14 protein-coding genes are annotated in these 13,813 nt (G+C 63.1%); 8 read left to right on the top strand and 6 right to left on the bottom strand.

All coding sequences use genetic code 11. The annotated features are described in order from the left end of the window. Positions 1–53: 53 nt before the first annotated feature. Positions 54–1,412, bottom strand: a complete 1,359-nt coding sequence (locus CQ12_RS32295) for an aromatic ring-hydroxylating dioxygenase subunit alpha (protein ID WP_057839321.1) — start codon at positions 1,410–1,412, stop codon at positions 54–56. Positions 1,413–1,508: 96 nt separating this feature from the next. On the opposite strand from CQ12_RS32295, the gene CQ12_RS32290 reads away from it, so the two are divergent. Beyond that, the gene (locus CQ12_RS32290) at positions 1,509–2,300 is read left to right on the top strand and encodes an IclR family transcriptional regulator domain-containing protein (RefSeq protein ID WP_057839458.1); all 792 of its coding nucleotides are present in this window, start codon (positions 1,509–1,511) and stop codon (positions 2,298–2,300) included. 4 nt (positions 2,301–2,304) lie between these two features. Next, entirely contained in the window at positions 2,305–2,793 is a 489-nt protein-coding gene (locus CQ12_RS32285) for a GNAT family N-acetyltransferase (RefSeq protein ID WP_057839320.1), read from the top strand. A 214-nt stretch (positions 2,794–3,007) separates the two neighbouring features. Here CQ12_RS32285 and CQ12_RS32280 read toward each other — a convergent pair whose 3' ends face one another. From CQ12_RS32280 to CQ12_RS32270, 3 genes are all read right to left on the bottom strand, one after another. Continuing rightward, the gene (locus CQ12_RS32280) at positions 3,008–3,232 is read right to left on the bottom strand and encodes a hypothetical protein (protein WP_057839319.1); all 225 of its coding nucleotides are present in this window, start codon (positions 3,230–3,232) and stop codon (positions 3,008–3,010) included. A gap of 5 nt (positions 3,233–3,237) precedes the next feature. Continuing rightward, positions 3,238–3,597 carry a PilZ domain-containing protein gene (locus CQ12_RS32275; RefSeq protein ID WP_057839318.1) on the bottom strand — a complete coding sequence of 120 codons (360 nt, stop codon included), beginning with the start codon at positions 3,595–3,597 and terminating at the stop codon, positions 3,238–3,240. A gap of 177 nt (positions 3,598–3,774) precedes the next feature. Then, positions 3,775–4,725 carry a helix-turn-helix transcriptional regulator gene (locus tag CQ12_RS32270; protein ID WP_083519575.1) on the bottom strand — a complete coding sequence of 317 codons (951 nt, stop codon included), beginning with the start codon at positions 4,723–4,725 and terminating at the stop codon, positions 3,775–3,777. A gap of 81 nt (positions 4,726–4,806) precedes the next feature. Here CQ12_RS32270 and CQ12_RS32265 point away from each other — a divergent pair, with 81 nt between their 5' ends. The 6 genes from CQ12_RS32265 (at position 4,807) to CQ12_RS32240 (ending at position 11,520) form a co-directional block, all read left to right on the top strand. Further along, entirely contained in the window at positions 4,807–6,351 is a 1,545-nt protein-coding gene (locus CQ12_RS32265; RefSeq protein ID WP_057839317.1) for a benzoate-CoA ligase family protein, read from the top strand. Between the two features lie 123 nt (positions 6,352–6,474). Beyond that, complete coding sequence (locus CQ12_RS32260) at positions 6,475–7,293, top strand: alpha/beta fold hydrolase (RefSeq protein ID WP_057839456.1); 819 nt, start codon at positions 6,475–6,477, stop codon at positions 7,291–7,293. A 30-nt stretch (positions 7,294–7,323) separates the two neighbouring features. Then, positions 7,324–7,842 (top strand): DUF309 domain-containing protein, encoded by a 519-nt coding sequence (locus CQ12_RS32255; RefSeq protein ID WP_057839316.1) that lies wholly within the window; start codon positions 7,324–7,326, stop codon positions 7,840–7,842. Between the two features lie 106 nt (positions 7,843–7,948). Beyond that, a complete protein-coding gene (gene boxC, locus CQ12_RS32250; protein ID WP_057839315.1) occupies positions 7,949–9,637 on the top strand; it encodes a 2,3-epoxybenzoyl-CoA dihydrolase in 1,689 nt (562 codons plus the stop codon). A 138-nt stretch (positions 9,638–9,775) separates the two neighbouring features. Continuing rightward, a complete protein-coding gene (gene boxB / locus CQ12_RS32245) occupies positions 9,776–11,212 on the top strand; it encodes a benzoyl-CoA 2,3-epoxidase subunit BoxB (protein WP_057839314.1) in 1,437 nt (478 codons plus the stop codon). A gap of 29 nt (positions 11,213–11,241) precedes the next feature. Beyond that, a complete protein-coding gene (locus tag CQ12_RS32240) occupies positions 11,242–11,520 on the top strand; it encodes a hypothetical protein (protein WP_057839313.1) in 279 nt (92 codons plus the stop codon). A 170-nt stretch (positions 11,521–11,690) separates the two neighbouring features. Here CQ12_RS32240 and CQ12_RS32235 read toward each other — a convergent pair whose 3' ends face one another. Together CQ12_RS32235 and CQ12_RS32230 are read right to left on the bottom strand one after the other, a co-directional pair. Next, positions 11,691–12,491 carry an SDR family oxidoreductase gene (locus CQ12_RS32235; protein ID WP_057839312.1) on the bottom strand — a complete coding sequence of 267 codons (801 nt, stop codon included), beginning with the start codon at positions 12,489–12,491 and terminating at the stop codon, positions 11,691–11,693. 123 nt (positions 12,492–12,614) lie between these two features. Further along, positions 12,615–13,673, bottom strand: a complete 1,059-nt coding sequence (locus CQ12_RS32230; RefSeq protein WP_057839311.1) for a polysaccharide deacetylase family protein — start codon at positions 13,671–13,673, stop codon at positions 12,615–12,617. Positions 13,674–13,813 lie beyond the last annotated feature (140 nt).

Here is a 13,813-nt window from a genome sequence, read left to right as displayed (position 1 = left end):
ACGCGCGGCGCGATGGATTGCTTCGCTGCGCTCGCAATGACGCGGAGAGGACATCACTCCGCCGCCGTCAGGTGCGGTACCTTGCCGGCGATCTCGCGCGGCACCGGCGCGGCCCAAGGCGCGCTGCGGCGGCGCTTGACGTCGACTTCCATCCAGTAAAGCTCCCAGCCTTGGGTTGGCCCGATGCCGTCCATCGTCGCCGGCCCCTGGATGCTCCGCGCATGCGCGGCATCCAGGAACAGCATCGGCTTTTCGCCGCCGCCAACCTTCTCGATCTCCTGCCGCAGCAGGCGGCGATACTGCACGATCGCCTTGTCGGACTGGCCGAGATGCTCGTTGGTGCGGTCCTGGATCGGGCCCATCGATTCCACCGCCCACTGGTCGTGGACGTTGATGTCGTTGCCCATGCCGGTATAGGTCGCGGTCGCCTGTTCGTGCGGATCGAAGCCGTAATCGTTGCTCTTGTTCTTGCGCGATTTGTAGTCCGGCAGTTCGTAGAGTTCGAGGCGCTGGTCGCGCATCTTCTTCCTGTCGACCGGCGTCGTGTAGGAGGTGAAGATCGCGTACCAGTAGCAGTTCTCGTCATCGATCGGCACATGCCACTGCGTGATCGTCATCTCCTGACTCATCGGAATGACGAAGCCGTGCGGAAAGAGCTGGTTGGTGACGCGCACATGCGTGCGCTCTTCATCCAGCTCGCGCAGTGCGATCAGGCGCAGGCCATATTCGGTGTGCTCGACATTGATGATCGGGTTGTCGTACTCGCGCAAAATCTTCGTCATCGGCATATCGCTGCCGGCGGAGGCGCCGCGGAACTGCTTGCCGTAGGCCGTGGACGTATCCTCATCCTCGAAGAAGCGGTGCAGGAAGGAGGCGTGCGCCGGATCGATGCCGACTTCCAGCGCCTGCAGCCAGTTGCAATTGATGTGGCCCTTGAACGCAAAGGTATGACTGTCGGGCGCGACGAAGCAGTCGATCTCCGGAAACGCCGGTGGCTCGCCTTCGCCGAGATAGGCCCAGAGGATGCCGCTCTTCTCGACCACGGGATAGGCGCGCTGCCTGATGCCCTGGCACAGTTTTGAGTCTCTCGGCTCGGCAGGCGTCTCCAGGCATTGGCCACTTACATCGAACAGCCAGCCATGGAAGGCGCAGCGCAAGCCACCATTCTCAAGTCGCCCGAAGGCGAGGTCGGCGCCGCGATGCGCACAGTGGCGATCGATCAGGCCGTAGCGTCCTGCTTCGTCGCGAAACAGCACCAGGTTTTCGCCGAGCAGCTTTACGGGGCGAACCGGCCGCGATCCCTCCAGCTCGTCGACCAGTGCGGCCGGCTGCCAGTACATCCGCATCAGCTTGCCGCAGGGATCCTTGCGGCCGGTGCGGGTAATCAGGTCGTTCGCTTCCTGGCTCATCATGGCGAGGTCTCCGCAAATTAGATTTGTTCGCCTATTGAACTTTTGTGCGATTTTAACGTAGGCTATGCATTAGGCAAGCGGATTATGGAGGCAGCAATGCCGAAGCTTAAGCGCGCCGGCGATGCAGACAACCGCGGCGCCACCGATTTCATCGAAAGCCTCGACCGCGGCCTGCGCGTGCTGGAGGTGTTCGGCGGCAGCGGGCAGCCGATGACGCTGAGCGACCTCGCCAAGGCGGCCGACCTGCCACGGGCCACCGCGCGGCGCATCCTGTTCACGCTGGAGCGCGCCGGCTTCGTCACAACTGACGGCAAGCTGTTCCGCCTGATGCCGCGCGTGCTGGTGCTGGCCTCGAGCTATCTCGCTTCCAACCACGTCGTCTCCGTGCTGCAGCCGGCGCTGGATCGATTGTCGAGCGAGGCGCAGGAAATTTCGTCGATGGCGATCCTCGACGGCAATGACGTCGTCTTCATCGCGCGCGCCAGCCCGACGCGGATATTTTCCGCCGGTATCGACATCGGCTACCGCCTGCCGGCGTTCTGCACCTCGGTCGGCCGTGTGCTGCTGTCGCGGCTTTCAGATGATGAACTTGCGAAAGCGCTCGGCGCGATGGACCTCGCGCCGCTGACGCCGTTCACCGTCACCGACAAGAAACTGCTGCTGAAGACGATCACCGGAGATCGCGCGGCAGGCTATTCACTGGTCGATCGCGAGGCCGAGCCGGGCTTCCGTTCGATCTCGGTGCCGGTCCGCCGTTACGACGGCGCCATCGTCGCCGCCATCAACATGGGCGCGCATGTCGATCGCGTATCGTCAGCCGAAATGGTCGAACACTTCCTGCCGCGGTTGCAGGAGACGGTGGCGTCGGTCAAATCGATGCTGGTGTGATGCGATGATCGTCCGGTCTGAAACGCACGAGGACATTGCGGCGATCCGGATCGTCCAGGAAGTGGCGTTCGGCCAGCCGGACGAAGCGCAACTGGTCGACGATCTTCGCGCGGCCGGCGATGCGATTTTCTCGCTGGTTGCCGTCGATGACGGAACGGTCGCTGGCCACATCCTGTTCTCCAGGATGAAAGCACCATTTCCCGCGCTGGCGCTTGCACCCGTCGCGGTGCTACCCGAATACCGTCAGACAGGTTTTGCCAGCCGGCTGATCCGCCAGGGTATCGCCCGCAGCGAGGCCGCCGGCTGGCTCGGCATTTTCGTGCTCGGCGATCCCGCCTTCTATCGGCGCTTCGGCTTCGATGCCGGCAAGGCGAGCGGTTTCATCTCGCCCTATGCCGGGCCGCATCTGATGGCGCTTCCGCTTGGCGGAAACGAGTTTCCGGCAGACAGGGGAGTCATCGAGCATGCTCCTGCCTTTGCGAAGCTCGGTTAGGGCGTCGTCATTGCGAGCGAAGCGAAGCAATCCATTTCACCGCTTGCTGTGGCATGGATTGCTTCGTCGCGTTGCTCCTCGCAATGACGGGGTTGGCGCCTTGGGATGGCGCGACCAGGCGAACATGCTGTTCGACCTGCGCTCTAACGTTCAGCCCGCCGGCGCGCCATGGAGGAAAAGCAGTTTCATGCGCACTCAGTATCACGGCTGAGCCCTAAGGCGGCAAGCGCTTGAGCGCGGCTTCGATCGCTTCAAACTTGGCGACGATTTGCGGTGTCACCAGGTAGCGCAGCATCGCCGCGAGCGACAGGCCGACAACCGTCGCGATGATCGCGTACTGCGTCACCAACGCCAGCAATATCGCGCGCAGCCGGCGCCGCCGGACTTTCGGCGGCTTGGCCGAAGCGAGGAGGGCGTCTTCGCCTTCAACGCTGCTCATCGACCCTAGAACTCGTTCAGAAGCTGTTTGAGCCGCGACTTCAGCCGCCGGTTGGATCGCTCGCTGGCGCGGAGCTTGCGTGCCCATTCCAAGGGAACGATGCTGCTCATGTCGTGCTCGCCGCAGAACATCAGGCCGGCCGTGTTGTGATCGCGCCAGACGGGGCGGGCCACACAGGAAAGCCCTCGGCGCACGACTTCGAAATCGATCCGGTCGGGCAGGATGGCCGAGTTCTCGAACTCGATCTTGGCGCCGCCCTGGCTGAAATTGCGCACGATGCAGTCGAGCGTCGAATTACGCGCGTTGAACGCGATCATTCCGCCGTAATAGACGCGGCCTCTCGGGTGTTGGCGGCGCTCCAGCACGATTTGTCCTCCATGCGATTAACGCTTTAGTAACACTCCTTCAGGGTGTGTTGTAGCCATTACTCGCATGGAACTTGTATGCTGGTTAATGGTGGCGCCCGGTTCGGATTGCAACCGTCGAGCCGCCGCGCGCCCGGAAATCAGGCCGCTGCGGCTTGCACTTTCGCGAGATAAAGATCAGGAGACCGCGCTGCGCAGCCCGAACGCGTGCTTGTCGTGCAGCACCGGCGCCACCGCATCGCTGAGCCGCGTCGCCGCCGCATCGACGGAAAGGCCTGCGGTATCGACCACCGCCGAAGCGCGCGCATAGAGCGGCTCGCGGCTGATCAGGATGTTGCGCAATTCCGCCATGGCGGAGCGATCATCCGCCATCGGGCGTAGATCGCCCTGGCCGCGGACGCGGGCCATGTGCTCTTCCGGCTCGGCCTTGAGCCAGATGGTGTAGAACGACGACAGGATCAGGTCGAAGGTCAAGGGCTCGGAGACGATGCCGCCGCCGGTCGCCAGCACCATCAGCTCTTTTCGCGCGAGCAATTGCGACAGCGCCGCCTGCTCCATGCGGCGAAAGCCTTCCTGGCCGTAGAGCGCGATGATCTCGGCGACGGACAAGCCGTTCTGCGCCTCGACCTCCTTGTTGAGCTCGACGAATTTCCAGCCGATCTTCTTCGCCAGCATCCTGCCGAGGGTGGATTTGCCGGCGCCTCGCAGCCCGATCAGGGCGATGCCGGCAAAGCTGATCCGCCGCTGCGCCGCGATGCCGCCGCCGGCCAGCGCATCCTTGGCCTGCGCGATCTGCGCCGGGGTCGCCTTGCGGAGGAGATCGCGAATAACAGCCCAATCCGGCGCGGGCTCGGCGGAAGGAATCATGTCTTCGAGATGCGCGCCCATCGCGTTGGACACGCGCCTGAGCAGCACGATCGAAACATTGCCCTTGCCGCTTTCGAGCTGCGCGATGTAGCGCTCGGAAATTCCGGAAACCTTGGCGAGCACTTTGCGCGACATGCCGCGAAGGGCGCGCATGGTGCGCACACGCTGGCCGAGCTGCTCGAGAAAGCCGGATTCGGGGTCGCTGGCCTCGGTCATTTCCTCGTTCGGCTTTACCTGCGGTTGAACGGATTTCGGAAACATAATGCCGATGAGGATTGACAGCAAGCGCAGCCGGTGTCTTTGTATGAATTATAATTCTTAAAAACTGAGGGGAGAAGCGTCGTGAGCGGCACGTCCGGTTCGTACAATGCGGTGACCTGGCTGCTCGACCGCAATGTCGAGGAGGGGCGCGGGGCAAAGCTCGCCTTCACCGACACCGTCACCGAACTCACCTATGGCGATCTGCAGCGGCAGACCCGCCGCGTCGCCAACATGCTGCGCCGGCTCGGCCTCCGCCGCGAAGAGCGTGTGGCGATGATCATGCTGGATACGGTAGACTTCCCCTGCGTATTCCTCGGCGCGATCCGCGCCGGAATCGTGCCGGTGCCGCTGAACACGCTGCTGACCTCGGAGCAGTACGCCTACATTCTCGGGGATTGCCGCGCGCGCGTGCTGTTCGTCTCCGAAGCGCTGCTGCCGGTCGTCAACGACATTGTGGCTCGGATGCCCGATCTCGAGCACATCGTTGTGTCGGGCAAGGACGCCCACGGCCACAAGAAACTGTCCGATGAACTGGCGCGCGAGAGCGATACGTTCGCGACCGCCGCGACGCATCCCGACGAGCCCGCGTTCTGGCTCTATTCGTCGGGCTCGACCGGCATGCCGAAGGGCGTGCGGCACCTGCACGCCAATCTCGCCGCGACTGCCGATACCTATGCCAGCCAGGTGCTCGGCATTCGCGAGAACGACGTCTGCCTTTCGGCGGCAAAACTGTTCTTCGCCTATGGCCTCGGCAATGCGCTGACGTTTCCGATGTCGGTCGGCGCCTCCACGGTGTTGCATACGGACCGGCCGACGCCGGCCGCGATGTTCGCGCTGATGAATAAATATAACCCGACGATCTTCTATGGCGTGCCGACGCTGTTCGCCGCGATGCTCAACGACGAGACGGTGAAGGATGTCCGCGCCGGCACGCGCCTGCGCGTCTGCACCTCGGCCGGCGAAGCGCTGCCGGAGTCGGTCGGCAATGCCTGGAATGCGCGTTTCGGCGTCGACATTCTCGACGGCGTCGGCTCGACCGAACTCTTGCACATCTTCCTGTCCAACGCGCCCGGCGATATCAAATACGGCTCATCGGGGCGTCCCGTGCCCGGCTACAAGGTGCGGCTGGTCAATGAAGCAGGCACTGAGGTACCTGACGGCGAAGTCGGCGAACTCCTGGTCGATGCGCCCTCGGCCGGCGAGGGCTACTGGAATCAGCGCGCCAAGAGCCGCTCGACCTTCGAAGGTCACTGGACCCGCACCGGCGACAAGTACATTCGCGACGCCGACGGCCGTTACACTTTCTGCGGCCGCTCCGACGACATGTTCAAGGTCTCCGGCATCTGGGTATCCCCGTTCGAGGTCGAGAGCGCGCTGATCACCCATCCGGCGGTACTGGAAGCCGCCGTTGTGCCCGAATCCGATCCTGAAGGATTGTTGAAGCCTAAAGCCTTTGTCGTATTGCGTGCCGGCGCCAAAACCGATGATCTGCACGAAGTGCTGAAGGAGCACGTCAAGCAGAAGATCGGTGCGTGGAAATATCCGCGATGGATCGACGTGGTGGACAGTCTGCCGAAGACAGCGACGGGTAAGATTCAGCGGTTCAAGTTGCGCGAACATAATTAACGTCGTCATTCCGGGGCGCGCGAAAGCACGAACTACGATGTGCAATTGCACACCACGAGAATCTCGAGATTCCGGATCGACTCGCTTCGCGATCCGTCCGGAATGACGGAGCAAGATCAGGACATGACAACCCTTACCCCCTCGGGCTTCCTCACGATCGGCGCTTCCCATCTCGAATACCGCATGATCGGGCCTTCGCCCGAGAGCGCGCCAACGATTGTGATGCTGCATGAGGGCCTCGGCTCGGCCGGGCTGTGGGGCGATTTCCCGGACAAGCTGCAAGCCGCCACCGGCGCCGGCGTGTTCGCCTATTCGCGCGCGGGCTATGGCGCATCGACGCCGGCAAAACTGCCGCGTCCGCTCGACTATATGCATGTCGAGGCGCTCGACGTGCTGCCGAAGCTGCTCGACAAGATCGGTTTTCGGCGCGGCCTTCTGCTCGGCCATTCCGACGGCGCCTCGATCGCGACGATCTATACCGGCTCGCATCAGGATCACCGCGTGCAGGGGCTGGCGCTGATCGCGCCGCATTTCATCGTCGAGGATATTTCGGTCGCCTCGATCGCCGAGATCCGCAACACCTACGAGACCACGAACTTGAAGGGGAAGCTGTCGCGCTGGCACAGGAACGTCGACAACGCCTTCTATGGCTGGAATGGCGCCTGGCTCGATCCGGATTTTCGCAACTGGGATATTTCGGAATACCTCGCCTATATCCGCGTACCCGTGGCGATCCTGCAAGGTGTCGACGACCAGTACGGAACCATGCGTCAGGTCGAGATCGCTACGGAAGAATGCTACTGTCCGGTCGATGTGACTGTGATCCCGGGCGCGGGACATCAGCCGCATCGCGAAGCACCGGAGGCGACGCTCGATGCGATTTTGGATTTCGCAAAGGCGGTGTTGCAGGTCGAAAACGGTTCGCAGGGGCGGGCCGCGTAACGCTTTTGCATCTTCCGGGGCCGCGCCCCGATGACCGCCCCACCCTCAGGCGCAGGTAATCTTCCGCTGCCGCGCTGGGCCTATGTGCCAGGCGACCCCGGTGCTGCGAACGCCGACTACGAAACGCTGAGGCAAATCGCAGCGCTGGTGCCGCCGCGCTTTCGCGGCTACGTGCCGGCACGGCACCCGGCGCTGCGTTACGGCATCGCGCTCAATGATCGCGGCTATTTCTGGGAGGCGCAGGAAATCCTGGAAGCGGTGTGGGCGGCTGCGCCGCAGGGCGGCCGCGAGCGGATCCTGCTGCGCGCCTGCATCCTGATCGCAACCGCGAATCTGCGGCTGCGCATGCAGAAGCCGCATGTCGCAGCGCGGATGCTGGGGGAGGCGCTCGTCGAACTCGAGGCGCTGGGCCTGCGCCATGCCGGCGGCGACGGTTTTGCCGATTGCTTTCCGGCCGCGGCCCTGGCGGCCCTCATCAAGGCCAAACTGGAACGACCACAGCTCGCCAAGGCCGATTGGGTGACTTTTGCCGCCACGGGCCGAACATGAAACAAAATGCATGTTCTGGCGTTTTAGGCTAGACTCAATCAAAAACATGAATTATTGTGCATCTAACGAACCAAGCAAATCCTGAGAAAACGACAGAGGGTGGCTCATGGCCGGTGAAGATCGCGTCCTCGCAGGCGGCGCGAAATACATCGATTTTCAAACCGAACCGTCGCGCTATCGCCACTGGAAGCTGGCGGTCGAGGGCGATGTCGCGACGCTCACCATGGACGTCGACGAGAATGCCGGGCTGTTCGAAGGCTATCAGCTCAAGCTGAATTCCTACGATCTCGGTGTCGACATCGAGCTGGCCGACGCCGCGCAGCGGCTGCGCTTCGAGCATCCCGATGTGAAGGTCGTGGTGATGCGCTCCGGCAAGAACCGCGTGTTCTGCGCCGGTGCCAACATCCGCATGCTGGCCGGCGCGACCCACGCCCACAAAGTCAATTTCTGCAAATTCACCAACGAGACTCGCAACGGCCTGGAAGATTCATCGGAGAATTCCGGCCAGCGCTTCATCACCGTCGTCAACGGCACCGCGGCCGGCGGCGGCTATGAGCTGGCGCTGGCGACCGACCACATCATCATGGCCGACGATGGCGCTGCCGCCGTGGCGCTTCCGGAAGTGCCGCTGCTCGCGGTGCTGCCGGGCACCGGCGGCCTGACGCGCGTCGTCGACAAGCGCAAGGTGCGCCGCGACCATGCCGACTTCTTCTGCACCATCGAGGAAGGCATCAAGGGCAAGCGCGCCGTCGCATGGCGCCTCGTCGACGAGATCGCGCCGAACAGCAAGTTAGAGGCCAAGGTCGCCGAGCGCGCCAAGGAACTCGCCGCCGCCTCGAAGCGCAACGGCACCGGCAAGGGCATCACGCTTGCGCCGCTCAACCGCACCATCGACGAGGCCGGCATCCGCTACGGCTTCGTCAGCGTCGACATCGACCGCCCCGCACGGATCGCGACCATCTCGATCAAGGCACCGGAAGCGGCTCCTTCCGCCGATATCGACGGCCTGATCGGGCAGGGCGCTTCGTTCTGGCCGCTGCAGGTGGCGCGCGAGCTTGATGACGCGATCCTGCATTTGCGCATCAACGAACTCGAAATCGCGATGCTGGTGTTCAAGAGCCACGGCGATCCCGCCAATATCGTCGCCTGCGACGCCTTCCTTGACGCCAACAAGGCGCACTGGCTGGTCAACGAGATCAGGCATTACTGGAAGCGGGTGCTGAAGCGCATCGACGTCACCTCGCGCACGCTGGTGACGCTGGTCGAGCCCGGCTCCTGCTTTGCCGGTACGCTCGCCGAACTCGTGTTCGCCGCCGACCGCTCCTACATGCTGATCGGCTCGCGGCAGGGCGACAATCGCCAGCCTCCCGCGATCCAGTTGACCTCGATGAATTTCGGTCCCTATCCGATGAGCCACGGCTTGACGCGCCTGCAATCGCGCTTCCAGGCCGATCCGTCCGATCTGGAGCGCGCGCAAGGAGCCATCGGCAAGGCGCTCGATGCGGAAGAGGCAGAAGAGCTCGGCCTCGTCACCTTCGCGCTTGACGACATCGACTGGGACGACGAAGTGCGCGTGTTCCTGGAGGAACGCACGTCATTCTCGCCCGACGGTCTCACCGGCATGGAAGCGAATTTGCGCTTCGTCGGTCCCGAGACCATGGAATCGAAAATCTTCTCGCGCCTCACGGCGTGGCAGAACTGGATCTTCCAGCGCCCCAATGCGGTCGGCGAAGACGGCGCGCTGCGCCGCTACGGCACCGGTCAGAAGGCGCAATTCGACATGACGCGGGTTTGATTTCGTGTCCCGGGCGCCGTGCGGCGCAGGTGGCGCGGCCCGCAGAACCTTAACAGGTCCCAGATCTGCGGCGCATCGTTTCGCCTCGCATCGCGTCCCGGGACACGAGAGCCATAAAGGAGTACGGCGATGAATTACATGAACGTCGACTATTCGACCAAGATTCCCAACAACGTCAATCTCAGCGAAGACCGCCAGGTGCTCAAAGCCCTGGAAGGCTGGCATCCCGGTTACATGGACTGGTGGGGCGACATGGGGCCGGAAGGCTTTCAGCAGTCGCTGGTTTACCTGCGCACCGCCTATTCGGTCGATCCGCGCGGCTGGGCCAAGTTCGACTACGTCAAGATGCCGGAATATCGTTGGGGCATCTTGCTGGCGCCGCAGGAAGAGAACCGCGTCATTCCGTTCGGCGAGAACTACGGCAAGCCGGCTTGGCAGGAAGTCCCCGGCGAGCACCGCGCCACGCTGCGCCGCCTGATCGTGATCCAGGGCGACACCGAGCCCGCTTCCGTCGAGCAGCAGCGCCATCTCGGCAAGACCGCGCCGTCGCTCTACGACCTGCGCAACCTGTTCCAGGTCAATGTCGAGGAAGGCCGCCATCTCTGGGCGATGGTCTATCTGCTGCAGAAATATTTCGGCCGCGACGGCCGCGAGGAAGCCGATGACTTGTTGCGCCGCCGCTCCGGCGATGCGGATAGCCCACGCATGCTCGGCGCCTTCAATGAGGCGACGCCGGACTGGCTGTCGTTCTTCATGTTCACTTACTTCACCGACCGCGACGGCAAGATGCAGCTGCACTCGCTGGCGCAGTCCGGCTTCGATCCGCTGTCGCGCACCTGCCGCTTCATGCTGACCGAAGAAGCCCATCACATGTTCGTCGGCGAGACCGGCATCAGCCGCGTCGTGCAGCGCACCTGCGAGGCAATGAAGGAAGCCGGCATCACCGATCCGACCGACATCGCAAAAGTCCGCGCGCTCGGCGTGATCGACCTGCCGACCATCCAGAAGAAGCTGAACCTGCACTATTCGCTGTCGCTCGATCTCTTTGGTTCGGAAGTCTCGACCAACGCGGCGAACGCCTTCAACGCCGGCATCAAGGGCCGCTACAAGGAAACCCAGATCGACGACGACCATCAGCTCAAGAACGCCACCTATCCGGTGTTGAAGCTGGTCGACGGCGTGATCAAGCGGGTCGACGAGCCGGCGCTGACCGCGCTCAACATGCGCCTGCGCGACGACTACACGCAGGATTGCGTCAAGGGCATGCTGCGCTGGAACAAGGTGATTTCGACCGCCGGCTATCAGTACAAGCTGACGCTGCCGAACGTCGCGTTCCACCGCAATATCGGCGAGTTCAAGGACATCAACGCCACGCCCGACGGCGTGCTGATCGACGACGCCACCTGGAACCAACGCAAGAGTGAATGGTTGCCTTCAACGCAGGATGGCGACTTTATCGCCTCGTTGATGAAGCCGGTGACCGAAGCCGGCCAGTACGCCTCCTGGATTTCGCCGCCGAAGGTCGGCATCGACAACAAGCCCGGCGATTTCGAGTACGTGAAGATCGAAACCTGAACCGCCCCGCAAATCGGGGAGCCGTCAACATGGACCCCGACAGCGATCTTGAAGCACTGAACCGCGACCAGCTGGTCGCGAAGGTGAAGCGTCTAAGGGCAGGTATCCGCACGCACAGGGACAGCACCGGTCACGACCTGTGCTGGCACCACCCCGATCTCTGGGGGCTGTTGCCCGAGCGCGTCACGCCAGATGTGGCCGTCCCACCCTGGCCGAAATTCCTGCGCGGCTGCCTGCGCTATCGCGAGGCGCTGGAGCGCGAATTGCCCAACGCGCCGAAGGCGGATTTCGAATACGGGAAAGAGTGACAAGTGAGAGGTCTAAACCTCGCCCCGCTTGCGGGGAGAGGTCGGATCGCGCTTGCGATCCGGGTGAGGGGGTACGGGTCTATCGATAGACACAACTCGCGGTGAGAGCCCCTCACCCCAACCCTCTCCCCGCAAGGGCGGGGCGAGGGGGCACACTGCCGTTGCCGTCGTTACCCCGCGATCTCAAGCCCCGCATTTGCGTAGACCACGCCGCCATCGACTGCGATGGTGTTGCCGACCACGTAATCGCCCGCGCGTGAGGCGAGATAGATCGCCACCCCCGCCATATCCTCGTCGGTACCGATACGCTTCGCCGGAATGCGCTTTGCGACTTCGTCCGAATGGTCGCGCGCGGCCCGGTTCATGTCCGACTTGAACGCACCCGGCGCGATCGCGGTGACATTGATATTGTCCTTGACCAGTTTCGTGGCCATGCGCCGCGTCAGATGGATCACGGCGGCTTTGCTTGCGGCGTAGGAATAGGTTTCCCCGGGGTTGACGAAGATGCCGTCGACGGAGGCGATGTTGATGACCTTGGCCGGCCGTTCGTGCGAGGCCGCCGCGCGCAGCGGTTTCGCCAGCGCCTTGGTCAGGAAGAACAGCGACTTGACGTTGAGATCCATGACCTTGTCCCAGCCGTTCTCCGGGAATTCGTCGAATTCCGCGCCCCATGCCGCGCCGGCATTGTTAACGAGGATGTCGAGCTTTGGCTCCAGCTTGATGATTTCGCCAGCGAGCTTGTCGCAGCCTTCGACCGTTGAGATATCGATCGGCAGCGCGATGCATTCGCCGTCATAGGCGGCGGTGAGTTCTTTCGCGGTGGCTTCGCAAGGTCCCGCCTTGCGCGCGGTGATGTAAACCTTCGCCGCGCCCTGCGCGAGAAAACCGGCCGCGATCATCTTGCCGATGCCGCGCGAGCCGCCCGTCACCAGCGCGATGCGGCCCTGAAGCGAGAACAGATCCTTGAACATTGCGTTTCCTCCATTGCTTTGCCGGAGGTTTTGGGCGTGGCAGCGGTGCGAGTCAAGGAAGCTGATTTCTTCCTTCTCCCACAAGGGGAGAAGGGAAGAAAGGAGACTGCTGTCGAGTTTAGACTACGCCGCGTCAACGCGCCTGAACCCGTTCCACATCGCCGTGGCGGCACCCGATGTCAGGACCGGGAGGATGCGTGCGTCCTGGTAGTTGCCGTTCAGCGAGACCCGCTGCAGCGCGGTCATGTGGTCGGCGCTTTCCGGGAACAGCATGCCCGGCCGCGTCGTGACCGCGGTCTTGAATCCCACCGCTTTCGCCAGGGCGAATTCGCGCCGGCCGGCCGCGATCCGGTCGCCATAGGGATAGGCGAGATGCAGTGCGGGCCGCTGCAATGCCGCTTCGATCCGCGCACGGCTGGTCGCCAGTTCGAACGCGGCGGTGTCTTCGCTCTGCCGCGCCAGATTGCAATGCGTGATCGTATGCGCGCCGATCGTCACCAGAGGATCGTCCGCGAACGTCTTCAATTCTTCCCAGGACATGCAGAACTCGCGGGCGATCGGGGTCTCGTCCACCTCGTGACGCGTGCATAGCGCGGAGATTTCGCGCTGCATGTCGTGCTCGCCCGGTAGCGTACGCAGCCAGCCGTGCAGCCGGTCGAAGGCGGCCTGCTTGGCCGCCGGCGTCGACGTGTCGAGGCGGGTCGCTGTGCCGCCGATCGGGACTTCGATCGACGACGCTTTGGCGATTGTCCTCTCGAGCGAGACCCACCACAACCTTCCGGTGCCTTCGGCGAAATCGCTCGTGACGTAGACGGTCATCGGCGCGTCGAATTCGCGCATCACCGGCAAAGCGTGATCGCGGTTGTCGCGATAGCCGTCATCGAGGGTGAAGCAGGCGAAGCGCCGCGCAAAGTTGCGCTCCTGGAGTCGCTGATGGGCTTCATCCATGGTGACGATGTCGACGTCGAGCGCGCGAAGATGCGCCAGCATCGCCCGCAGGAATTCCGGCTCGACCTCGAGATGATGATTGGGCTGAAACGCGCCGTCGCGGCGGGGACGGACATGGTGCAGCATGAAGATCACGCCGACACCTGCGAAGATTGGTCGCAGCAGGTAATGCGCCCCGGAGAAGTACAGCGCTTCCAGCCCGGCACGAATAACGGTGTTGCGAAGCAGTTTCATTTTGTGGTTGGGGGTCTACCCGGTTGTATTGCGGTTCGAAACTAGCGACAGACCGCTGAACAAACAGTTAGCCGGACCGATAACAGTACCGTTTCGGACCTGCGACATTTCGGGTTTGACAGCCCTGCAAGGGTTTGTTT

The organism is Bradyrhizobium jicamae, assembly GCF_001440395.1.
Taxonomy (GTDB): Bacteria; Pseudomonadota; Alphaproteobacteria; order Rhizobiales; family Xanthobacteraceae; genus Bradyrhizobium; species Bradyrhizobium jicamae.
Note: the sequence above shows the minus strand (reverse complement) of the source record. Positions and strands in the feature narration are given on the sequence as shown.

Excerpts from the sequence above, each read along its gene's own strand:
- CQ12_RS32295 (WP_057839321.1), bottom strand. The coding sequence starts at position 1,412 with ATGATGAGCCAGGAAGCGAACGACCTGATTACCCGCACCGGCCGCAAG.
- CQ12_RS32290 (WP_057839458.1), top strand. The coding sequence starts at position 1,509 with ATGCCGAAGCTTAAGCGCGCCGGCGATGCAGACAACCGCGGCGCCACC.
- CQ12_RS32285 (WP_057839320.1), top strand. The coding sequence starts at position 2,305 with ATGATCGTCCGGTCTGAAACGCACGAGGACATTGCGGCGATCCGGATC.
- CQ12_RS32280 (WP_057839319.1), bottom strand. The coding sequence starts at position 3,232 with ATGAGCAGCGTTGAAGGCGAAGACGCCCTCCTCGCTTCGGCCAAGCCG.
- CQ12_RS32270 (WP_083519575.1), bottom strand. The coding sequence starts at position 4,725 with ATGTTTCCGAAATCCGTTCAACCGCAGGTAAAGCCGAACGAGGAAATG.
- CQ12_RS32260 (WP_057839456.1), top strand. The coding sequence starts at position 6,475 with ATGACAACCCTTACCCCCTCGGGCTTCCTCACGATCGGCGCTTCCCAT.
- CQ12_RS32255 (WP_057839316.1), top strand. The coding sequence starts at position 7,324 with ATGACCGCCCCACCCTCAGGCGCAGGTAATCTTCCGCTGCCGCGCTGG.
- boxC (WP_057839315.1), top strand. The coding sequence starts at position 7,949 with ATGGCCGGTGAAGATCGCGTCCTCGCAGGCGGCGCGAAATACATCGAT.
- boxB (WP_057839314.1), top strand. The coding sequence starts at position 9,776 with ATGAACGTCGACTATTCGACCAAGATTCCCAACAACGTCAATCTCAGC.
- CQ12_RS32240 (WP_057839313.1), top strand. The coding sequence starts at position 11,242 with ATGGACCCCGACAGCGATCTTGAAGCACTGAACCGCGACCAGCTGGTC.
- CQ12_RS32235 (WP_057839312.1), bottom strand. The coding sequence starts at position 12,491 with ATGTTCAAGGATCTGTTCTCGCTTCAGGGCCGCATCGCGCTGGTGACG.
- CQ12_RS32230 (WP_057839311.1), bottom strand. The coding sequence starts at position 13,673 with ATGAAACTGCTTCGCAACACCGTTATTCGTGCCGGGCTGGAAGCGCTG.